Below are 21,989 nucleotides of genomic sequence, written 5' to 3'. Positions count from 1 at the left end.
TACTGTAACTCGATGTTAGGAATGGTTATGGACGCTCTAGAATTATTGTTAAATCGCCGTTCAATGGCAAAACTGGAAGGCCCTGCCCCAGAAGGTAAGGCGCTTGAAAATATTATTCGTGCTGGTTTAAGGGCTCCAGACCACGGTAATTTGACACCTTGGCGGTTTGTTATTGCCCAAGGTAGTGGATTGCAGAAGCTGTCTGCAATTTTGGTCAAAGCCGCCGAAATGGATAAGAGTGATGAAGCGGTTATTACTAAAGTGAAGAATGCGCCGTTTCGTGCGCCCATGGTTATTACCGTAATTGCAAAAGTAACACCTCACGTTAAAGTTCCTGCTATTGAGCAGCATCTATCGGCAGGATGTGCAGTACAAGCGATGCAAATGGCAGCAGTAGCACAAGGTTTTCAAGGTATTTGGCGTTCAGGTAATTGGATGTTCCATCCAGAAGTGCGAGCCGCTTTTGGAGTGGAGGGGGAAGATGAAATTGTAGGTTTCCTTTATCTTGGGACACCTATGGGATCTGCCATGCCAGTTCCAACACGTTCCTTAGGGGATTTTGTCGAATATTTATAATGCAAAAGGGCCATATTGGCCCTTTTTCTTTGTTGCATACTGTAAATGATCAGTGGATGTGGTACCCAATCACAAAGTCGATAAAGAGACGTACTTTTTCTGGAAGGTGGTCTTTGTGATTGTAAAGCATGTAGATGTCTCGGGGGTTTGCCGACCAATCACTTAGAACCCGAACAAGTGCGCCAGTTTGAATGTACTGTTCGAGCATAACATCAGGCATTAGTGTAATACCAAGACCTTGTGAACAGGCGTGACGTATCACATCAATGGTGTTGGCTTGAAAGCGAGCTTTGTCTACGTTGACAACGGTTTCACCTTTACTATCAGTAAGTTGCCATTTGATGAGTGGGTAGCCTTTCAGTAAGGAGTGTTGGGTTAGATCTTCAGCGTGAGTGGGCGTTGGGTTTTTAGCAAGATAGTCAGGACTTGCGACTAAAATGTCTTTAACTTCACTGATCTTGCGGGCAATGAGGCTTGAATCTCGTTGGGGGCCGACACGAAAGATGACGTCCCATTCTGTGGGATCCAGTTGGTCTGCATGATTACTGGTTGTGAGTTCAATATTGATTTCGGGAAAAGCACGCATGAAATCAATAAACATGGGCATCATCAGACGTTTTGTTAGGTTTGAAGGAGCAGAAATTTTTATTTTCCCTGAAGCACCGCGGCATTCGTCAGTGATCTCCTCTGCCATTGAAGCTAGACGCTCAAGTAGGGGGGAACATTCACCGAAGAAACGCTCACCGGCTTCAGTAAGAGACAGCTTACGAGCATGGCGATTCAATAGTCTTAGATTCAGAGAATCTTCAAGCGCTTGAATGCGTCGGGTAATGGTTGCTACGGGGATCATAGTTTTGCGTGAAGTTGCGGTGTAGCTGCCATTTTCGACAACCAGTCGAAAGAGGTTTAGGTCATCTAATTTCATAGTTCCAGACACATTATTTTACAAGAAGGAGTAATTTATACGCATATACAATAACAAAGTTTGAGACATATCAACGACTAGTATGATATGCCATATTCCGTACGTATAGTATGCAACTATACGTAAATCCGGAATATTTGTATAAATCTTATTTCAAGACTACCTTAATAGGTAACGTATGAAACTATCCTATAACAATAAAAAAATTTGTGAACAGGAAGAGCATAGTGAGGTTCAAGCTATGTATAAAACAGAGGGTCGGATTGATGATGAGGCTAAGGCGCAAGTGCATGAAGCTGTTCAACCCAAGATCATCATGGTCGTTGATGATGATCCCATCTTTCGCCGTATCACGCGTGGCTATTTAGTCGCTCAAGGTTATATCGTTATTGAAGCCGAAGATGGCTTAGACGGTTTGCGTAAATTAAAAGAAACGCCACCAGACCTTGTATTATGCGATTTATCAATGCCGGTGTTGAACGGGATAGAATTTGTTGAAGAAGCAAGCGGTGCTTATCCATCACTTCCGTTGATTGTGGTTTCTGCGACAGAAGATATGTCTGAAGTCGCTAAAGCACTTAAGTTTGGTATTAAAGACTTTTTGCCCAAGCCTATCAGCAATCATGAGCATTTGGCCTGCGCCATCGAGAGCACGTTAGAAGACACAGAAAACACCGTGGCGGATAAGCGTGACTTTTCCAGTCAATGGTTTCGTGTTGATGATGGCGGAGATATGCCGGAAGAGCGTGAACTGCATTGGCATCTAGATTATTTACACAAAAATCCTAATGCTGCCAAAGAGTTACTCCATGCTTTGCTGCCAGAAAATGACAGTTCTCAAGGCGCTTGGCATTGTAGCTATCGTTTGTTGCAATCGACAGAAAGTTTGCCGTTAGTTTTTGATTACACATGGTTGATGAATGGGCAAATGGCATTTTACATTATCGACTCCGCGAGTGGAGAAGATAAAGGTGTCGGTACCACCTTGTTGGTGCGAGCATTGTTCCATGATTACTTGCGTAATTTGCGCAGCATGAGTGTTGATTTGAAAGACCTAGCGACCATATTGGAACGTGGTATCGGTTGTTCAGATTGTACTGAGCCCGTGTCTGCGTTATTTGGCTTAGTTGATTTCAATGACGCAAGCCTTTCGATATTACCTGCAGGGCTGGATTGTCAGTGGTCTAATGGACGCAAAAAAATGCATATTTCCGGCGATGTGATGCTTGGTAATCAATGCTTGAAGAACTTTATGACTAAAGAGTTGCAAATTGGTCAAGGTTGCAAATTAACTCTGCACAATATCGGTTCAAGTAGTTTTAGTTTCGATATTTTCACCCAGCAAGACCTCTACGAAATCTAATGTCTCTAAGGTAATACATGGCGAATTGCTAGTGATTGTTCAGAGTTCGCCCTGTATTACCTTTTATTTGTAACGGTATTTTTCCCTTCTAAAGACTTTATAAAACACTCTGGTTAGCATGATATCGTTAACAGATAAATCTCGGTGAATCAGATGATTAAAAAATGGGCACTGCTGGGAGTGGGGGTTCTTGCTGTTCTATTAGGGATTGCGGGAATATTCTTACCTTTGTTGCCGACCACGCCATTTTTACTTTTAGCCAGTTACTGTTTTATGAAAAGCAGCCCACGTTGTTATCGTTGGTTACATCAGCATAAAATGTTGGGTCCCGTTCTAGTCACATGGCAAGAACAGCGAGCTGTATCAAAAGTAGTCAAACAACGTGGTGCGATAATGATTGCGCTAAGTTTTTGTTTTTCCATTTATATTGTGCCTAATCTATGGCTTAAAGTGCTACTTTTTGTGGTTTTTGTGATTCTAATGAGCTGGTTTCTTAAGCTACCAACGCACGAGCTTGTTGCTAATAGACGCGAAAATCACTAGCATTATGTGGAAGTGTGCCCACTCTTCGAGTGGGCGTTTGTTTTTTCAGCGTCTGGAAATCTTCGGATTACGGGCGAAGAATTTTAAACAGCAATGCTGTGATTATTCACGGGAGCATTGTCTCAATCGAAGTTAACGTAATTATGACAACCGAAACTCTTTCACTTATCAAATCAAGCATTAAAAGTATCAATGACTACCCAAAGCCAGGAATCTTGTTCCGTGATGTGACTAGTCTGCTAGAAGATGCAGAAGCATACCGCGCGACAATTCAATTGCTAGTGGACAAATACAAAGCAATGGGCTTTACCAAAGTTGTGGGTACAGAAGCTCGTGGTTTCCTATTTGGTGCACCATTGGCGCTTGAATTGGGTGTGGGTTTTGTACCTGTCCGTAAACCAGGCAAATTGCCACGGAAAACAATCGCACAAACCTACGATTTGGAATACGGTACTGATACACTGGAAATCCATGTTGATGCGATCAAGCCAGGCGATAAAGTGCTTGTCGTTGATGATTTACTTGCAACAGGTGGTACCATTGAAGCCACAACTAAGCTTATCCGCCAACTAGGTGGTGAAGTTGAGCATGCTGCATTTGTTATCAACCTACCAGAAATTGGTGGAGACAAGCGTTTGGAAAGTTTAGGCTTAAACGTTTACAGCATCTGTGAATTCGAAGGCCACTAAACACCCAAAACGGAAGTATTCATGAGTTATCTTGCTCTTGCGCGTAAATGGAGACCGACTCGATTCAATGAAGTCGTTGGTCAATCCCATGTATTAACAGCTTTAGAGAACGCCCTGACGCAAAATAGGCTTCATCACGCCTATCTGTTCAGCGGGACTCGAGGGGTGGGTAAAACCTCCATTGCTCGACTCTTCGCTAAAGGATTAAATTGCGAAACCGGTATTACCGCCAATCCTTGTGGTCAGTGTGCTACGTGTCGAGAAATCGACCAAGGCCGTTTTGTCGATCTTTTAGAAATCGACGCGGCTTCTCGCACTAAAGTAGAAGACACGCGCGAGTTGCTGGATAACGTACAATACAAGCCGGCTCGTGGTCGCTTTAAAGTTTATCTTATTGACGAAGTGCACATGCTCTCTCGTCATAGTTTTAACGCCTTATTGAAGACACTAGAAGAACCACCAGAATATGTGAAGTTTCTTCTGGCGACCACAGATCCCCAAAAGTTACCGGTGACTATCTTGTCCCGGTGCTTGCAGTTTCATTTAAAACCAATTGGTGTGGAGACCATTTCACAGCAATTGGAACACATTTTAACTCAAGAGCAGATCACAAGTGAGCCTCGCGCCTTGGCAATGCTTGCCCATGCTGCAGATGGCAGTATGCGCGATGCCTTGAGTTTGACTGACCAAGCTATCGCATTAGGTAATGGTCAAGTTCATGCTGACACAGTGACCCACATGTTGGGCACGTTAGATACTGACCAAGCGTTAAACCTGCTGGTTGCGATTGGGTCTTATTCGACCCAAACCGTGATGGATACTATTCACACCTTCGCTGAGAATGGCGTTGAATGGGATGGTTTGCTTCAGCAATTAGCAACGCAGTTACATCGTATCGCCATGGTTCAGGCTTTGCCGTCATCGCTAGATAAAGAGTTACCGGATGCGGATAAAGTTCGAGCGATCGCCGATATGCTTTCGCCACAAGATGTGCAGTTGTATTATCAAATTGCATTGAAAGGGCGGCAGGATTTACCGCTGTCACCAACGGCTCGTATTGGCATTGAAATGATCGTACTGCGTATGATGGCGTTTAGGCCAGCATCAGTGACTGCACAAGCGATTGTCGCGCAGCCTGACCGAGCGGCTGTCACTTCAATGCCGCTGTCAAATTCGGGCGTTGAGTCATCCGTGGCTCCGGCTCAAACTCAGCCATCAACACCAGCGCCACAGCAGCCAGCCTATGTTCCGCCTGCTAAAACACCGATGCCGAACACGGCAGTACCACCTAATGTTGGTGGGGCTGTCTCTCAACCAGTGCCTGAACAGCAATCAGTACCTGTTGAGTCGCCAGTGTCTCAGCAAGCACCTAATCAAGCATCGACGGAGCCTCGTCATTCCCAGATTGGCAGCTTACGTCACCAATTACGTTCTCAGCGTAAAGGTCTAGCAGCCAAAGGTGAGAACGGCGCAAAAAAGGGCCAAGCGACATCTGATAAGCCAACCACAGTGATTGAGCGTGTTGCTCAGCGTGGGCAAATCAGCCAACCTGCTCAGGTGTCGCCAGAATACGTTTATGATGAGGCAGGCGCCGAGCAAGACGACGTTATCGATGAGCGTGATTATCAATGGCGTTTTTCTCAACCAGAGAAACATGTTGAGAAAAAATCAGAGCTCACACCTACACAATTAAAGCGTGCTCTTGAGCATGAGAAGACGCCTGCGATGGCTGAAAAACTCGCTCAAGAGTCGATAGAGCAGAATGAATGGGCAGCACTAATTGCCAAAACAGATACAGCAAAACTTGTGGAACAGTTAGCTCTTAACTCGTTTTATCGTAAAGATGGTTCCTCGATTGAGCTCGTTCTACGCCCAAGTCATGCTCACCTAAATAATGACAAAGCACAAAGTGAACTTCTACACGCGCTCAATGACCAACTTGAAGAGGAGTGCCATTTAACCGTTACAATTGGTGAAGATGGTGAAACCCCTCTAGAATTGAGAGAGCGTCTGTACCAAGGTAAACTTTCCCAAGCAATGGACAGTTTAGCCAGTGACCCCAATGTCCACTTTATTGAGCAACGTTTTCAAGCGGTACTTGATAAAGATAGTGTGCGACCTGTTTAACCGGAGTGGGGTTGTTTTTTTGATAATCACCCCCACTTAATGTGCAACATTTCAAGACGAAACCAGAGAGAATAGAATGTTTGGTAAAGGCGGAATGGGCAACCTAATGAAGCAAGCCCAGCAAATGCAAGATCGCATGCAAAAGCTTCAAGAAGAAATTGCAAACATGGAAGTCACCGGTGAATCTGGTGCTGGTCTTGTTAAAGTTACTATCACTGGTAGCCACAGTGTGCGTCGTGTCAACATTGATGAAAGTTTGATGGAAGACGACAAAGAGATGCTTGAAGACCTTATCGCAGCTGCATTTAACGATGCTGCTCGTCGTGTTGAAGAAACTCAAAAAGAAAAAATGGCCTCAGTGACTGGCGGTATGCAGCTACCACCAGGCATGAAAATGCCATTTTAATCTCTAAGAAGGTTATTGATGCGAACCAGCCCTATGCTGGAGCAATTGATGGAGGCTTTACGTTGTCTACCTGGGGTTGGCCCCAAGTCAGCACAGCGTATGGCCTTTCATTTGTTACAGCGCGATAGAAAAGGCGGACTTCAGTTAGCGGATGCGTTAGGCAAAGCGATGGTGGAAATTGGTCACTGCCGTGAATGTCGCACGTTTACCGAAGAAGAAGTGTGCAATATCTGTAATAATCCCAAACGTTGTGAAAACGGCCAACTGTGTGTGGTAGAAAGTCCTGCCGACATTGCTGCATTAGAAGCAACGGGGCAATATTCTGGACGCTACTTTGTCTTGATGGGGCATTTGTCACCACTCGATGGTATCGGTCCAAGTGATATTGGTTTGGATGTGCTAGATTTTCGTTTGCAACAAGGTGGCATTAGCGAAGTGATTCTGGCGACGAACCCAACAGTGGAAGGGGAAGCAACAGCCCATTATATTGCTGAGTTATGCCGTGAACATGGTGTATCCGCTAGCCGAATTGCTCATGGGGTTCCTGTGGGTGGTGAACTTGAGCTGGTGGATGGTACTACACTGTCTCACTCATTATTGGGTCGTCATCGACTTTGAATAATGGAATAGCGCTTTCTAGCGTTAGTTGTCCTCAACCGATGCAAAAATCCTCCGCGGAGGATTTTTTATTTTGGTTTTCTTTGTCAGTTGAAATCCGCTTAGGTAATCGATTCTAGCTCAGTAATAATTGTTATCGCTTGCTGGTTAGTGCTGCCGCATATATCCGGTTCTGCTTTAAAGTGGTGGCACACGGCAGGGCGCTCTGGTTTACCAAACAGTTTGCAGAGGTTTTCTTCGTTGAGTTGTACGCAACGTACTCCCGCAGGTTTACCATTGGGCATCCCGGGAATCGGGGATGAAATACTAGGCGCAATACAACATGCACCACAGCCAAGTCGACAATCCATCTATTACCTACACTTAAACATCAAACAGAATTCAAAGGGCGCAAATCCTATCAGAAAATGCACGCGGGATCGATATACAGTTCTGCGTCCAATTACGTTGAGAGGAAATGGACATTCCGGCCGGAATTGAGTTTGACCTATACTCTTTGGTCAAACTCAGAATTCTGCATCTTGAGGTCATTTGGGTATAGCCTGATGGTTGCACTTTAATCCGAGGACGGGTATAAATGCCGTCCTAATTTTTACCTTAATCAAACGAGAGTTTCTATGACACACGCTTTTTGGCAAACCAAATCTTTAGAACAGATGACGGAACAAGAGTGGGAATCTCTATGTGATGGTTGTGGTAAATGCTGTCTGCATAAGTTGATGGATGAAGATAGTGACGAGGTTTATTACACCAACGTCGCGTGTAGTCTGCTAGATAATCAAACCTGCAGTTGTAAAGATTACCCAAATCGCTTTGCTTCAGGCGAGGAGTGTACCAAGCTCACACGTGAACGTATTGATGAGTTTAACTGGTTACCAGAAACCTGCGCTTATCGTTTGTTGTCGCAGAAAGAACCGCTACCAGAATGGCATCCGTTGATCACCGGATCAAAAGAAGCGATGCATCGCTGTGGCGAGAGCGTTCGTAACAAAGTGGTCTATGAAATTGATGTAATCGACTGGGAAGACCACATTTTGAATCACCCTAATCGAGCCTAGGGATATCAAGGGTATACCTTCCATATCAATGATTGCTATTGGGATAAATTCAGCCTTTTTATGAGAGAAAAAAGGGGCTTCTCCACGTTTACGATCTCACTATCCTGAACTAGTGTTAAATAAGACTCGTTATGCGGTTTACCTATTTTAGGTTGCTGATTGGATAGTGATCGTTGACCTAGGCCCACCCCTGTGGGCATTTTTATTATGGGCATCCTGTGTGCCTAAATCGCATTACGCAAAAAGAGAAGCCTAGGCTTCTCTTTTTTCTGCGCATTGACCTTTGCTGCGCAAAAGGTCAGCATCTAACCGGTAGGTTATTTGATACCGTATTTTTTCAAGATAGCATCGAAGGTTCCGTTTTGCTGGATAGCTGCTATTCCTTTCTCATAGGCGTCGATGTATTTCTGTGAGTTAGGGTTAGCTATACCAGATGTGACGTGAACCGGGCTACGAGAGAGCGGGTTGTTAGTAAAAGCGAACTGAGAAGCAGGAATTCCCTTTTCTTTCATGATGGATAAAGCAACCACCTTATCTTCTATCGTTAAATCAATACGCTTGGACATCAGCTTTTTCAAGTTGGTCACCAAATCGCCGGATTCTGGGCGATTAAAGTTTTTGTCAGTCATGAAATCACTGTTGTAACCGTAACCACGAACGATCCCCACGTTTTTTCCTTGCAAGCTAGCTAATCCATCATATTCGAAAGGGTTGCCAACGAGCTTAATGAAGCTCAACTCATTTTCGATATAGGGTGTACTGTATCTTAGAAAAGCCGTTCTTTCTTTGGTGTACCAAGTTGCAGGTAATAGGTCAACGCGACCATTTTTAACTTCATCAAGAGCTCGAGCCCAAGGCATGACTTTAAACTGGACGTCGTAACCTTGTGTTTTCATTGCTGCTGTTACGACTTCTACCGAGATACCTGGCATATTAGGGTCACCAGTAATAAAAGGTGGCCATGGGTCTTGAGCTGCGGTAAGGGTTGCAGCAAAGCTCATGGGTATGGCCAGCAACCAGCTTAGAAATAACCCCCAACAATATTTCATACTCACTCTCCAGTGTGATTTATATTTTGAACTTCTGCATGTGACTGCGGATTGTTGAACTTAGTTGCAGTACATCTTTAGTCCTACTTGCAGTTTCTTTTGCACCTGATGCAAGCTCATAGGTTGCCTCTGATGCTTCTACAATGGCTCTACTAACATCTTCGATAGTTAGGCGCTGTTCATCGGTGGCCTGAGAAATTTGGCTATTCTGTTGCGCAATTTCAGAAATGTTATCTGTTACTTGAATGACCGATTGCTGAGACTCGGAAACCTGAGTTGCGGTTTTCTCAAGCAGTGTTGATATACGATTAATCTCTTTTTCTACGGATTCGGTTGCGCCACTAAGCGCCCGAATATTGTTTTGTATTTGATCTGTTGATTCACTGGTTTTTTGCGACAGATTACGAACTTCTTCAGCTACCACGGCAAAGCCGCGGCCATGGTCTCCGGCTCGCGCAGCTTCAATTGCAGCATTTAATGCTAGGAGATTGGTTTGCTCAGAAATTTCGTTAATCACATTGACTACGGTTGAAATATTACGCCCTTCTTCTAAAAGCTTGTGCATTTCTGCATTTACGTTGTTCATTTCCGAGCGCATATTGAAGATTTCTGTCGAGGACTCATCAATGGTTTTAATCACAACTTTGACTAGATTAGCTGTCTCTGTTGCTTGTGAAGCGGCTACTGTTGCTGTATCTGCAACCGTGGCAATTGATTGCGTCATTTCAGTTGCAGCAGTAGCAACTACCGACAGGGAATTTTGTTGTAAATCAATTTGTTGAGAACCTTCCAATGCCATTCGTTCGGTGGTTTCGGCCGAATCTTTTAATTGGGCTGATGAGTTGGTCACGTCCGCTACGATATCCCGTAAAGAACGAGTGAACTTATTAATACTGTCAGTAATTTGCTGAAATTCGCTATAACGGGCCGGAGGAATCACATGCGACAGATCGCCGTCTCCTGACGAGAGTTGGGAAATTCGTTCTGTGAGTTCACGTAATGGACGTAATAACGTAGTTGATAAAGAAATAATCAGGATGATGACCATCAATACATCTAGGATGATGACTTGGTAAATGTTTTTCCTGAGGCTGCTAGCTAGCTGCTGTTCAGCTGTGTGAGCATGGTAGTAGACAACGGCACTACCAACGGCATTTTCAGAGCCATACTCCGAGTAAACAAGGTCGGTTTTCGCTTCGAATTCATCGCTCTTTGGGGGCGTTTTTCCATCTAATTCAATGAGTTTACTTTGGTCATCTGGGTCGAGTGCTACGTATAGAACAATATCGCCTTGAGGATTTAATACTTTTACCGATCTCAAATCGGAAGAACGTAACTCAGAAGCAATACTCAGCTTGGCTGCATCCAAGTTAAAGTTCCAGATGGCAGCTGGCAGGCTCAAACCAAGACGATGCCCTACGTTTTCGATTCTTGCATCAAGCTTTTCATAGAGATCCGTCTTAGACGATGTATAGTCCAGATACCCAGTGACACCTAATACCAAGGTGATGGCAACAATCAATTGAATAATAAATATTGTTTTTGCACTTTTTAACATAGCGAATCCTATTCCTAAGTCGCCCGAGCCTTTAACTAACACGAGTTTTTAACGATTCAGCCAATCCAGACGGGATTAATCGGCATTGTTTGCCTGTTATTATGAGGTTTTAAAAAGTACACAGACTTTAACTTAATGATTTAAGAATAGACGAACTTGGCGTTTTGTCTTGGTCAGTCTGCTGCAACTCGTTAAAAATAGAAGAAGCAAAGGTGACATGGGAAATCTAAAAGGGGGTATAAAGATTGATATGTGTGCGAAATCACATTTAAAGAGAGGCTTTTGGTTGATGAACATGGGAGATCCTCGTCTACACTTACATCACTAATTTTGGCCTGATGTGTGGAACACAAACAGGGATAAACAATTTGAAAAGACGAGTTGATGACCCAGTTATCTCACCAAATTACACATAAAGAAAAAGTTATCATCAGCACTTTTTCGGTGATTTATCTAATCGCTAGCATAGCGATGGCTTCTCTTATTGCTAATTTATTAGTTGAGAGACAAGTGCGTACCGAGCAAGAAGCTCTGATGAACAAGCTCTCGATGATTCGCTCCAATATCGAATCTAAAGTGTACATTGATACTTATCTTACTGACAGTTTGGCGATGATGGTGACTATCGACCCCAACTTCTCTCTAAAACATTGGGATACAATTGCACGGCAACTGCTAAAAAAAGCGACCTACGTTAGAAACATTGCAATAGCGCCAAATGATGTAATTACTCGCGTCTATCCGTTGAAGGGGAATGAAAAAGCTTTAGGCATCAATTTTCGTAATATTCCAGCGCAATACGAGAGCGTAAAGCAGGCGAGAAAACAAGCGAGTGTTTATATTACTCACCCTTTAGAACTCGTTCAGGGGGGGAGAGCGATAATCGCCCGATATCCTATTTTTACTGACTTTCCTAATAATAAGGCGTATTGGGGGACAGTTAGTGTCGTGATTGATTATCAAAGGCTGATAGCTGATGCCGGTATCGCCAGTTTGCCCAATACCCTCATTGCGTTAACTGCTCAAAAAGGCTTTTTCTATGGTGATGATAAGGTCTTGAACAACTTTGATACCAAGTTATCAGTCAATCTTCCTAGTGGAGGTTGGGAGCTTTACGCTAACTTCAGTTCCATCGCAACGCCTGAAGTTATGAAGTTTAGATGGGCAGTTCAAGGCTGCGTGATTGTGATCTGCTTACTGATCTACTTTGTATTTACCTTACTCTATCGCCATTACATGTTTACCCATCGCGATGCGATGCATGACGAACTTACGCGTTTGCCAAACCGGCGATTTGCTCTAAATCATATTGGCCAGTTAATAGAGAGACGAGCGGCAAACGAATCGTTTGTTCTGCTCAATATCGACTTAAATAACTTCAAGACGATTAATGATACCTACGGTCACAATGTGGGGGATGAGTACCTCAAATACATCGCGGATATGTTAACTCGCTGTGTGCGAAAAAACGATGTTGTAGCGCGCATGGGGGGCGATGAGTTTATTGTGGTTATGCGCGGTATCGTGACTTGTGCTCAAGTTGACCTCATCAATTATAAAATTCGTCGTTACTTTGAGCGCCATCCATTTTTATGGAAAACACTGCGGTTACATGGTTCGTTTGCTGTTGGCCATGTACTGTTTAAGGGCCAAGACATAACCCTTGATGCGCTGCTTGCTTTGGCTGACCAGAACATGTACCGAGAGAAAGCGAATTTTAAGAGGAAGCTAGGTGCCAGTTAGGAGAGTTAACCCGTTACAACTGAAAGATAAAATAAAAAAGGCACATAATGTGCCTTTTGCTTGAAGCGAGACTAAAAATTCAAAGAAACCTATCTCAATTCGTTAGACGATTGCTAAAATGAGACCGCCGATAGTGGCAGCAGCCGATAAGTAACGTCCTGCAGAGTATGAGCTATCTTTCTCTTCTTCTTTTTCCGCCTTTTGTTCAGGTTTTTCCAACCCAAGCGCTCCGTAAGTGAAGGATTCAACCTTATCGCCAATGGTTTTTTCTTTGTTCACGTTTTCCAACGTACCCGTTTTATCAATCTGCTTTAAGGTTTTAAGCAGAGCCTGTCCCTCAGATGAGAGTGAGACTTTGTCACTACCTTCTTTGCGTTCGATAAGTGAAGTATTTGCTGTAGCCGTGGTGGAATTGCCAGGGCGAGTCGATGTATGAGATTTCACCGTTTGGGTGGAATACAGATTTGCTGATCCTGCTCCTACTGGGTTCATACTTCTCTCCTAAGTCTATCCTCAGTTAGTGTTATCGACCGATAGGCCAAAAACTTGCGAAGTTTTTACACTATCTGAGCATAAAATTTACGAGCAAACTTTGTGCCGGAATGAACAAATACTGACTCTTTTAATAGAAATCGTAGCAAATGGTAATAAATTTGGGAATAAAATCAAAGATTAAGGAGTTTTGGTGAATAAGGTAAAGGTTGCTGCCCTATAAGACATAAGGCAGCGTAGTCATTATTAATCCTTGATTAATGGATTATTCGTTTTCGGACTGTCGTTGATACACTCGCAATGTGAAGTCAGCTTCACTTTCAAAGTTCACAGAATTATTTAGAAACTCACGAAACTCATCACTCGCATGCCACGCCAACGGTGTCATTTGGAGCAAATCGAGCGCATCTTGGCTGTTGAGTGTCATGGTGTAACGTAATTGCTCACTATGAACTAAGTGGAAGCCTGCCATTTCTTCAGGCTTGTCATCATGCAAGCGCACTGCCTCGTAAATGCGTTCTTTATATTGATAAAGGTGATGAGGAGCCGGAGTGACGGTAATCACAACGCCATTCGTTTTGACACAGCGAGCAAGCTCTTGCGCTTTGCAAGGAGCGTAAATTCGTAAAATGCCATCGAGAGAGTTATCGGCAAAGGGTAAGCGGTGACTTGATGCCACGGCAAACTGGCAATTGGGGTAACGTTTTGCCGCATAACGAACAGCGACTTTGGAAATATCTAAGCCAAAAGTTTGAGCAGTTGAGTGTTGCTGCGTTAATGTCTCAGCGACGTATGTAGTGTAGTAGCCCTCGCCACAACCAATATCAAGCAGTTGGTGCTCTGTCTCTTTGAGATATTGACGACACAATTGCGCGACGCGATCTCGCATTGGATCATAATGCCCTGTATTTAAAAAGCGACGGCGTGCTTGAGTCATCTCTTTGTTATCACCCGGATCTTTAGAACGTTTGTGATGAGCTGGCATCAAATTGACGTACCCTTCTTTGGCTACATCAAATTGGTGGTTATTGGCACATACATAGGCTTTTGGGGATTGCGCCAAAGGTAACTGGCATAATGGACATTGATAAGCCATAAAGATCTCGGTCTAAATAAGAAAGGCGCTAGTGTAACGGTTCGTGCTCAAAATAAAAAGGACAGCTCAGCTGTCCTTGATTAATTTACTTTTGATTGCATTAACGTTGAGCGATGGTCGTGATCAACTGGTGATATTCGCCTGGAGACAATGTAACTCCCGCAGAGATACAAGGAGCGAATACGGTTGATTCTACACACATCATATTGAGATAACCTGTGTTACTCATGTCTTTGATGTTTTTAGCACCATCAGCCCAAGGGTTCCAAAGCACTGCTGAGTTATGACCTAGGTTTTCGATGGTCAGTTGGCGATTAAATTCAGGGTCGGCGACAGTAATCACAGCCGCTGGTTGAGTGTAAATACGGTCAATACCGGCCGTTAATTTGAGTACTTCTGGACCTTCACACTCTTTGCCATCTTGCAGTTTATCGATGTAACGGTCGCCCATACCGGTTACTTCTATTTGATGAATATCACCTACGTTTAAATAGGAGTGCAAGGCGCCGGAGAAGGTCCATGGTTTTTCATCGGTATTTTTTACGTCTAACGTTACTTTGAGCGTATCATTCATTTCTACATAGAGTTTGGCTTCAAATTGATACGGCCAAATAACTTGTGTGTCGCTGTTGTCTGTCAGGCCTAAACAAATGACGACCCCTTGCTCGTTTTCACGATGTTCCACAAGTTGCCATTGTGCGTTACGGACAAAACCATGAGATGGTGAGGCAATTGGACCAAACCAAGGCCAGCAGATAGGAATGCCACCACGCAGTGGCAGTTTTGCATCATAAACCGCTTCCTCGCTCATCCAAATGAGATCTTGAAAACCTTTAGGACGGAAAGAAACAACGTGACCACCGTACAGCGAAATGCCAGCAGTTAATTTAGGATGAGTGACGCGAAGGATTTTGACTTGGTCGTGTTGAACGACGTCAATATAGTCCGAGAGTGTAGAGATGACAGGAAGTTTTTGTAAGTCCATATATCAGTACCTTAATATAACGTTCGTGGCGAACGTCTGTTGTTTATGACATCAGTTATTCTCATTGATGTTGGTTCTGAAATGAAAAAAGGGCAGCGAAACGCTGCCCTCTCAATAGTGCTAAGCTAACAGCCTACATTATTTAGAAATGTGTGCGATTAGGTCTAGAACTTTGTTTGAGTAACCGATTTCGTTGTCGTACCAAGATACAACTTTAACGAATTTGTCAGTTAGAGCGATTGCTGCGCTTGCATCGAAGATAGAAGTGCGAGTGTCGCCGTTGAAGTCAGTTGAAACAACTGCATCTTCAGTGTAACCAAGAACGCCAGCTAGTTCGCCTTCAGCTGCTGCTTTCATAGCTGCTTTGATGTCTTCGATAGAAGCTGCGTTAGTTAGGTTAACTGTTAGGTCAACTACAGATACGTTAGCAGTTGGTACGCGGAAAGCCATACCAGTTAGTTTGCCGTTTAGTTCTGGAAGAACTTTACCTACAGCTTTAGCCGCACCAGTTGATGATGGGATGATGTTTTGAGCTGCACCACGGCCGCCGCGCCAGTCTTTGTGAGAAGGACCGTCAACAGTTTTTTGAGTTGCTGTTGTAGCGTGAACTGTAGTCATAAGACCAGATTCGATACCGAATTTGTCGTTAAGAACTTTAGCTACAGGTGCTAGACAGTTAGTAGTACAAGAAGCGTTAGAAACGATATCTTGACCAGCGTAAGTTTCTTGGTTTACGCCCATAACGAACATTGGAGTTGCGTCTTTAGAAGGACCAGTCAATACAACTTTTTTCGCACCAGCTTCGATGTGTTTACGAGCTGTTTCGTCAGTTAGGAAAAGACCTGTTGCTTCAGCAACAACGTCAACACCGATTTCGTTCCATTTAAGGTCAGCTGGGTTGCGTTCTGAAGTTACACGTACAGTTTTGCCGTTAACGATTAGGTTACCGCCTTCAACTTCAACAGTGCCGTCGAAACGACCGTGAGTTGAATCGTATTTAAGCATGTATGCCATGTATTCAACGTCGATAAGGTCGTTAATACCAACAACTTCGATATCGTTACGAGCTTGAGATGCACGGAATACGAAACGACCGATACGGCCAAAACCGTTAATACCTACTTTGATAGTCATTATAGTTGCTCCACAACTTAATTTCTGATTAAAGATAACTGGTAGTAAAATTACAGAATCCAGCTTTTGTCTGCAACAGATAATCCGACTTAACTTGTTTAAAGTCAAAAAAAAGCGGCGCTTTTTTTGACAATCAGTCACGACTGATTATTTTTTGCACGTGATGCTGAAATATGGACTGCCAGCTAACGAAAATTGTCATGTTATGTTAGGTAATTTATCAATAAACCATCTGCCATAGCATAGTAAAAAAGTATGTGCTACAAAGCATTTGTGATGCAAGGTTTATTCGAAAAATTTGACAAATAAATCAGCCTAAGGAAGAGAGTTTAACGTGAATAACGACCAAGAAAATAAATTAAAATCAAATGACTATTGGCGCCAATTACTAACTGAAGAGCAGTATCGAGTCTGCCGTGAACAAGGAACCGAAATGCCCTATTCAGGGACCTTGTTACACAATAAAGAGACGGGAATTTATCACTGCACTTGTTGCCAAACGCCATTGTTTATCTCAGACAATAAATACGATTCGGGGTGTGGTTGGCCAAGTTTTGATGCGCCTATCTCAGCAAAAGCCATTCGCTATTTAGATGACACCAGTCACGGAATGGTGCGTACAGAGATCCGTTGTGCAGCGTGTGATAGCCACTTAGGGCACGTTTTTCCTGATGGGCCACAAACGACAGGTGAGCGCTACTGTGTGAATTCAGTTTCGTTAGTTTTTAACAAAAATTGATCAAGAAATTTCATTTCTGCGGCACGTTACAAGCGCTGTTGCACGTTTAAGCGAATGTATGTGTGATCATGTGAGTGTGCCCATCGTCGCCATTATGCGGAGGGAGGTTGATCTTCTGGCGCTGAACGATAAATCAGCCTCTCATAGTTGTTGAGAGGCTGAAGGCGTTCTATCAATTGAAAATACCTATTTGGAAATGAACACTCGTTACTCGGGTTGTGTTTGATCCTTCAGCGGTTGCTCCTGTAATGATGCAAGCTGATTTTTGATTAACGAGGGGTGATATTGACCTTTTTTCAAGGCATCAATCACTTTGTCTGCAACGTTATCCAACTCTCCGTATTTCGCTGCTGTGAAACCGTATAAAAGCTGCAAGTCCTTAGCAGAGGCAATCTGCACACCATAATGCTGACTTACCTTCGCCCAAATATAGGCATATTCGTCTTGATTCAGCAGTTGATGGGTACTGGCTAATGATTTGAATATGTCGATGTTGACCTTGTCATTTGAGGCAAGTTCAAGAGCATGATCGAGCAATCGCACGGTTTTTTTCTGGTCGCGTTGAGTATAAAACGTCGCTAAAGCATATTGCATCTCGGTGGTTTCCAACTGCGGCTTGCCTTCCATTTGCAAGAATTCACGCTGGGCACTTCTATCACCGATTTGGCTCCACAGAAAGTAGTAAGCTTGCGGAGTTTTGCTTTGGCGAATTGATTCGATAAGTGCCAGTTGATCCTCTGCGGCATTTTGCGTTGCTTGAAAACGAACGCGTTTGAGTTCTGTTTGGTCAATCGCGCGAATTTGAGAAGCCAATTCCATGCACTTTTTGTACTTAGCAAGGTAATGGTATTCTTCAATTTTGTTGGACACAGTGTCGTTTTTCAACACTTCATAGCGATGCCAGATTAAATCTGTGCGTGCTACGCGGCACTGCCCGTCATCAATGTTGAGACGCTCACACCGTAAGTTAGGATTTTCACTACAGAGCTTGTCTGTATTATTTCGGTTTTCAAAGCACCCACTGATACTAGCGGTGAGTAGTAAAAGTGCTGCAAATTTTATGCTATTCATAGAGTTCGCTTGTGATCGATGACACTTAACTATTTAGCCTTTCTTGACTCAAACTTCCAGCGAGATAAGGTGTTACTCATCAGAGTTGAGCGGTAAAGCTCATCCTTTAGTAAAGAGAGAACTCTTCATGGACCGAGATCAGTTGATTAATGCAATTACCCCGCAGGCGTATGAACGTCTGTTATATGCTGTTGAAACAGGGAAGTGGCCAGAAGGTACACCACTTTCTCCTGAGCAGCGAGATTCTTGTCTGCAAGCTGTGATGTTGTATCAAGCAAAACACAATGTAGAGCCTGACCACATGAGTATCAACACCGAGGGAGAGCTCGTTTTTAAATCGAAAGCCGAGCTAAAAAAACGTTTTCAATCTAATCAAGAAGATATAATAAGAATAAATCCAAATAGTACTATGTCTTAGCTCAATTTTTCAGCAAAAAATACAGATGTGTCTAAGTTACCTTAAGATGCTGTTGCGGCGAGAATGTGTTCGTTTTTAGGCAAGGCACTGATTTGAATACCCTGTTATTTTACGTAGAAAATCAGTAACGCTGTATTTGAGAACAAATATACCCAAGTAACCGCATCTTGAGGTCATTTGGGTATAAAAAGCCCCGTAATAAACGGGGCTTTCTCAATTCACTGTAATAACAATGGGTTATAGTGTCATTTCACCGCGCAGAACTTGCTGCATTTGCTCTTTTACTTGCTCGTAAGTCAAATCTTGGCTTAGCAAGTAGTGCAGTTTGGCAAGAGCGGCTTCTGGAGTCATATCGAAACCACTGATAACGCCAGCATCGTGTAGAGCACATCCTGTCGCATAACCACCCATGTTGACCTTACCAGCCAAACATTGAGTCAAGTTTACAACAATCACGCCACGCTCAGATGCTTCGTGCAAGTGTGCCAGCAACTCTGGTTTTTGTGGTGCATTACCTACACCAAAGGTTAATAAAATCATTGCATTAACCGGTTGGAGTAAGGTGTTACGAATCACTTCATGGGAGATGCCTGGGTACATAGTAATCACACCTATGGGTTGTGGAGTGATGTTGTGTACGCGGAACTCACCTTGTGGTTTTTCATCCACGTTGACGAAATTAGCCACTTGAATGTTGATTCCTGCTTCTAGCAGCGGTGGTAAGTTTGGTGAGGTAAATGCATTGAAACCATCGGCATGAGATTTCACACTGCGGTTACCACGCATTAAGTTATTATTGAAGAAAAGTGTGACTTCGTTGATTGGGTAGTTGGCTGCAATATGCAGCGCATTCAGTAGGTTTGCTTGACCATCTGAACGCAATTCCGCGAGAGGAATTTGTGAACCTGTAACAATAACGGGCTTACCCAAGTTTTCCAGCATGAATGACAACGCTGAGGCCGTATACGCCATGGTATCAGTGCCATGCAAAATGACAAAACCATCATATTTATCGTAATTATCACGGATATCGTCAGCGATTTTTTGCCAATCTTCTGGAGTCATGTCCGAAGAGTCGATCAACGGATCATATTCATGAATGGTAAATTCAGGCATTTCCTGACGATGGAATTCTGGCATGCTAGCCAGCTGTTTTTCCATAAATCCAGCTACCGGTACATAGCCATGATCTGACTTTGTCATACCGATGGTGCCGCCTGTGTAGGCGATATAGATATGTTTTCTGGCCATTGCTAGAAATCACTCATGTAGTAGGGAACAGAGCGTGGATTATAGCGAAAACTTTAGGAATAAAAATAGGTGCTACACGCAGCAAAGGATTTTATTTGCTTTCTTATAGCTATTTTGTACGCATAAATATTCATTATGAGTTAAACGTTTGCGTAACGTTGGTGTGGCAAAAGAAAAACGGCCACCACCTGGTGACCGTTTTTGCTGAAGTGGCATCCTATTCAACTTGGCAAGGCAAGCAAAAAGCATATTGGCCTTGTGGGTCGTTAAAGGAGGCTAAAATATTGGCACTTTCCTTTAATTGAGTTGCTGCCGGTTTTAACGCTGCTGGAATCCAGCTTTCGATATTAAGACCAAGGCTCGCATGAGCTTCACTTAACAGCTCTTGAAGAACTTGTTGAGTCGGGGAGAGTGGTTCATTAATCCAATCTAACTGGTAACGTTTGAGCTTAGCTAACTGTGCCGCTAATGCGACGGCATCATCAAAGTCACCAAGTTTATCGACTAAGCCAAGACGTAACGCATCTTGGCCAGTCCATACATGACCTTGAGCGATACTATCGACTTGTTCTAAAGGCAGATGACGATTTTCGCCTACCAGTGAGATAAAGCGATGGTAACCGTGCTCTATTCCCATTTGCAGTGCCTGTTTGGCTCCATCACTTAACCCTGTTGTCACCCCGATACCAGAGAACGGCGTTGTGCCGACACCATCGGTTGACACCCCAAGCTTAGATAAGCCTTTTTCAAATGTGGTAATGACACTGAAGATGCCAATAGAGCCAGTGAGGGTTGTTGGTTGAGCGACGATTTTATCCGCGCTCATTGAGATCCAGTAACCGCCAGATGCAGCAAGGCTCGACATCGATACCACAACTGGTTTACCCGATGCTTTTAGCGCTTCCAGTTCATTACGAATCACTTCCGATGCAAATGCACTACCTCCAGGGCTATCCACTCGAAGGACAACTGCTTTCACTTGCTTATCATTGCGAGCGTCACGAATTTGCGCGGCGAGGTTATCTCCACCAACCGTTCCTCTTGGTTGGGTGCCGTCCATAATTGTACCGCTAGCCACGATCACAGCAACACGATCTCTGGCGATGCTAGTCCGGTGTGGTACTTGGCTCTGATAATCGTAGAAACTCACGGCGTTGTAACTGTCAACGCCATCACTGCCAAATTTTTTGGTCAGTTCCGAGCGAATTTGTGTGCGTGTGGCGAGTTGGTCTACGAGTCCTGCTTTCAATGACAGTTCTGCAAGGTTGCCATTGGCGGCTTTGAACTGAGCGAGGAATTGCTGCATATCGGGTGTTAATGTGTCTACTTTGATATGGCGGTTATTCGCTACATCATCAATATAGGCTCCCCATAACTGCCCCAGCCAGCGCGATGCCGATTGACGGGCTGGATCTGACATATCATCACGCATAAATGGCTCAACGGCAGATTTGTATGTGCCTACACGGAAGATGTGTGTGGTGACATCCAATTTATCGAGCAAGGTTTTAAAGTACATCGAGTACGCACTGTAACCTTTGAGCATTACTGCGCCATCTGGTGCTAGAAATATTTTGTCGGCGTAGCTTGCTAAGTAGTACTGGCTTTGGTTGTAGAAATCACCCACAGCGAATACGGGCTTACCTGACGATTTAAACTCGTTAATCGCTTTAGCGATATAGCGTAGCTTGGTCAAGCTGGTTTCTGGCATATCGCGCAATGCAAGCACTAAGCCAGTGACGTTTGGATCATCTTTGGCATAACGAAGCGTGTCTACGACTTTGAATAGCACGTTTTCTTTAGGCATTTCATTGCCTAACACACCTCCGGTTAATGAATCCATCGGACTTAAATAGGTGCTTTGTTCAACGATTGGCCCAGACAAGTTAAGAACTAAAGCTGATGGCGTTGAAGGTGGCGTTTCAGTTGGCCCTGATGCTTGTTGATAAGCAACCACGACTGCGCCCAAAATGACAAAAAAAATCAGATTGAGTAGGGCGACACGAATAAAGGTAATGGTTTTCCATATGCCTTTAAAAATCAGGCCGATAAATCGAAATAACTTTTTCATTAGTGCTCCATCACTAGGAGGTTAGTGAGTGACGAATAGTAAATAATAAGAATATCCTACGTGATCTATTATACCCA

General features: G+C 43.7%; 22 protein-coding genes. 11 read left to right on the top strand and 11 right to left on the bottom strand.

Annotation, left to right across the window (positions count from 1 at the left end; genetic code table 11):
- Window positions 1–27: 27 nt before the first annotated feature.
- Complete coding sequence (locus tag JCM16456_RS10720) at window positions 28–576, top strand: NAD(P)H nitroreductase (protein ID WP_068714208.1); 549 nt, start codon at window positions 28–30, stop codon at window positions 574–576.
- A 49-nt stretch (window positions 577–625) separates the two neighbouring features.
- Here JCM16456_RS10720 and JCM16456_RS10715 read toward each other — a convergent pair whose 3' ends face one another.
- A complete protein-coding gene (locus JCM16456_RS10715) occupies window positions 626–1,501 on the bottom strand; it encodes a LysR family transcriptional regulator (RefSeq protein ID WP_068714207.1) in 876 nt (291 codons plus the stop codon).
- A gap of 241 nt (window positions 1,502–1,742) precedes the next feature.
- Between JCM16456_RS10715 and JCM16456_RS10710 the strand changes: the two genes are divergently transcribed.
- The 6 genes from JCM16456_RS10710 to recR all read left to right on the top strand — a co-directional run bounded on the left by JCM16456_RS10710 (window position 1,743) and on the right by recR (window position 7,247).
- Window positions 1,743–2,864: a response regulator gene (locus JCM16456_RS10710; RefSeq protein ID WP_068716032.1), complete on the top strand. Its 1,122-nt coding sequence runs from the start codon at window positions 1,743–1,745 to the stop codon at window positions 2,862–2,864.
- 153 nt (window positions 2,865–3,017) lie between these two features.
- Window positions 3,018–3,407: a YbaN family protein gene (locus JCM16456_RS10705; RefSeq protein ID WP_068714206.1), complete on the top strand. Its 390-nt coding sequence runs from the start codon at window positions 3,018–3,020 to the stop codon at window positions 3,405–3,407.
- Window positions 3,408–3,550: 143 nt separating this feature from the next.
- Window positions 3,551–4,096 (top strand): adenine phosphoribosyltransferase, encoded by a 546-nt coding sequence (apt, locus tag JCM16456_RS10700; protein WP_068714205.1) that lies wholly within the window; start codon window positions 3,551–3,553, stop codon window positions 4,094–4,096.
- A 21-nt stretch (window positions 4,097–4,117) separates the two neighbouring features.
- Window positions 4,118–6,223: a DNA polymerase III subunit gamma/tau gene (gene dnaX, locus JCM16456_RS10695; protein ID WP_068714204.1), complete on the top strand. Its 2,106-nt coding sequence runs from the start codon at window positions 4,118–4,120 to the stop codon at window positions 6,221–6,223.
- A 76-nt stretch (window positions 6,224–6,299) separates the two neighbouring features.
- Entirely contained in the window at window positions 6,300–6,629 is a 330-nt protein-coding gene (locus tag JCM16456_RS10690; RefSeq protein ID WP_068714203.1) for a YbaB/EbfC family nucleoid-associated protein, read from the top strand.
- 18 nt (window positions 6,630–6,647) lie between these two features.
- A complete protein-coding gene (gene recR / locus JCM16456_RS10685) occupies window positions 6,648–7,247 on the top strand; it encodes a recombination mediator RecR (protein WP_068714202.1) in 600 nt (199 codons plus the stop codon).
- Between the two features lie 101 nt (window positions 7,248–7,348).
- Here recR and JCM16456_RS10680 read toward each other — a convergent pair whose 3' ends face one another.
- A complete protein-coding gene (locus tag JCM16456_RS10680; RefSeq protein ID WP_068714201.1) occupies window positions 7,349–7,597 on the bottom strand; it encodes a YkgJ family cysteine cluster protein in 249 nt (82 codons plus the stop codon).
- A 267-nt stretch (window positions 7,598–7,864) separates the two neighbouring features.
- Here JCM16456_RS10680 and JCM16456_RS10675 point away from each other — a divergent pair, with 267 nt between their 5' ends.
- On the top strand, window positions 7,865–8,305 hold the full coding sequence (locus JCM16456_RS10675; RefSeq protein ID WP_068714200.1) for a YcgN family cysteine cluster protein: 441 nt from the start codon (window positions 7,865–7,867) through the stop codon (window positions 8,303–8,305).
- 317 nt (window positions 8,306–8,622) lie between these two features.
- Here the strand turns inward: JCM16456_RS10675 and JCM16456_RS10665 are convergent, their stop codons facing one another.
- Both JCM16456_RS10665 and JCM16456_RS10660 read right to left on the bottom strand, forming a co-directional pair.
- Complete coding sequence (locus JCM16456_RS10665; RefSeq protein WP_068714198.1) at window positions 8,623–9,354, bottom strand: transporter substrate-binding domain-containing protein; 732 nt, start codon at window positions 9,352–9,354, stop codon at window positions 8,623–8,625.
- A gap of 19 nt (window positions 9,355–9,373) precedes the next feature.
- Window positions 9,374–10,912: a methyl-accepting chemotaxis protein gene (locus JCM16456_RS10660; RefSeq protein WP_068714197.1), complete on the bottom strand. Its 1,539-nt coding sequence runs from the start codon at window positions 10,910–10,912 to the stop codon at window positions 9,374–9,376.
- 384 nt (window positions 10,913–11,296) lie between these two features.
- Between JCM16456_RS10660 and JCM16456_RS10655 the strand changes: the two genes are divergently transcribed.
- Window positions 11,297–12,655 (top strand): diguanylate cyclase domain-containing protein, encoded by a 1,359-nt coding sequence (locus JCM16456_RS10655; RefSeq protein WP_068714196.1) that lies wholly within the window; start codon window positions 11,297–11,299, stop codon window positions 12,653–12,655.
- 102 nt (window positions 12,656–12,757) lie between these two features.
- Here the strand turns inward: JCM16456_RS10655 and JCM16456_RS10650 are convergent, their stop codons facing one another.
- The 4 genes from JCM16456_RS10650 to gap form a co-directional block, all read right to left on the bottom strand.
- Window positions 12,758–13,147 carry a hypothetical protein gene (locus JCM16456_RS10650; RefSeq protein WP_068714195.1) on the bottom strand — a complete coding sequence of 130 codons (390 nt, stop codon included), beginning with the start codon at window positions 13,145–13,147 and terminating at the stop codon, window positions 12,758–12,760.
- A 265-nt stretch (window positions 13,148–13,412) separates the two neighbouring features.
- Window positions 13,413–14,243: a 23S rRNA (guanine(745)-N(1))-methyltransferase gene (gene rlmA, locus JCM16456_RS10645; protein ID WP_068714194.1), complete on the bottom strand. Its 831-nt coding sequence runs from the start codon at window positions 14,241–14,243 to the stop codon at window positions 13,413–13,415.
- 100 nt (window positions 14,244–14,343) lie between these two features.
- Complete coding sequence (locus tag JCM16456_RS10640; RefSeq protein ID WP_068714193.1) at window positions 14,344–15,228, bottom strand: D-hexose-6-phosphate mutarotase; 885 nt, start codon at window positions 15,226–15,228, stop codon at window positions 14,344–14,346.
- A 138-nt stretch (window positions 15,229–15,366) separates the two neighbouring features.
- The gene (gap, locus tag JCM16456_RS10635) at window positions 15,367–16,362 is read right to left on the bottom strand and encodes a type I glyceraldehyde-3-phosphate dehydrogenase (RefSeq protein WP_068714192.1); all 996 of its coding nucleotides are present in this window, start codon (window positions 16,360–16,362) and stop codon (window positions 15,367–15,369) included.
- Between the two features lie 334 nt (window positions 16,363–16,696).
- On the opposite strand from gap, the gene msrB reads away from it, so the two are divergent.
- Window positions 16,697–17,101 carry a peptide-methionine (R)-S-oxide reductase MsrB gene (gene msrB, locus JCM16456_RS10630; protein WP_068714191.1) on the top strand — a complete coding sequence of 135 codons (405 nt, stop codon included), beginning with the start codon at window positions 16,697–16,699 and terminating at the stop codon, window positions 17,099–17,101.
- Window positions 17,102–17,308: 207 nt separating this feature from the next.
- On the opposite strand, the gene JCM16456_RS10625 is transcribed toward msrB, so the two are convergent.
- Window positions 17,309–18,172: a DUF2989 domain-containing protein gene (locus tag JCM16456_RS10625; RefSeq protein ID WP_068714190.1), complete on the bottom strand. Its 864-nt coding sequence runs from the start codon at window positions 18,170–18,172 to the stop codon at window positions 17,309–17,311.
- Between the two features lie 127 nt (window positions 18,173–18,299).
- Here JCM16456_RS10625 and JCM16456_RS10620 point away from each other — a divergent pair, with 127 nt between their 5' ends.
- The gene (locus JCM16456_RS10620; RefSeq protein WP_068714189.1) at window positions 18,300–18,590 is read left to right on the top strand and encodes a YeaC family protein; all 291 of its coding nucleotides are present in this window, start codon (window positions 18,300–18,302) and stop codon (window positions 18,588–18,590) included.
- A gap of 237 nt (window positions 18,591–18,827) precedes the next feature.
- On the opposite strand, the gene ansA is transcribed toward JCM16456_RS10620, so the two are convergent.
- The gene (gene ansA, locus JCM16456_RS10615) at window positions 18,828–19,841 is read right to left on the bottom strand and encodes an asparaginase (protein WP_068714188.1); all 1,014 of its coding nucleotides are present in this window, start codon (window positions 19,839–19,841) and stop codon (window positions 18,828–18,830) included.
- A 217-nt stretch (window positions 19,842–20,058) separates the two neighbouring features.
- Complete coding sequence (sppA, locus tag JCM16456_RS10610) at window positions 20,059–21,912, bottom strand: signal peptide peptidase SppA (RefSeq protein WP_068714187.1); 1,854 nt, start codon at window positions 21,910–21,912, stop codon at window positions 20,059–20,061.
- Window positions 21,913–21,989 lie beyond the last annotated feature (77 nt).

The organism is Vibrio tritonius (assembly GCF_001547935.1).
Lineage (GTDB): Bacteria > Pseudomonadota > Gammaproteobacteria > Enterobacterales > Vibrionaceae > Vibrio > Vibrio tritonius.
Note: the sequence above shows the minus strand (reverse complement) of the source record. Positions and strands in the feature narration are given on the sequence as shown.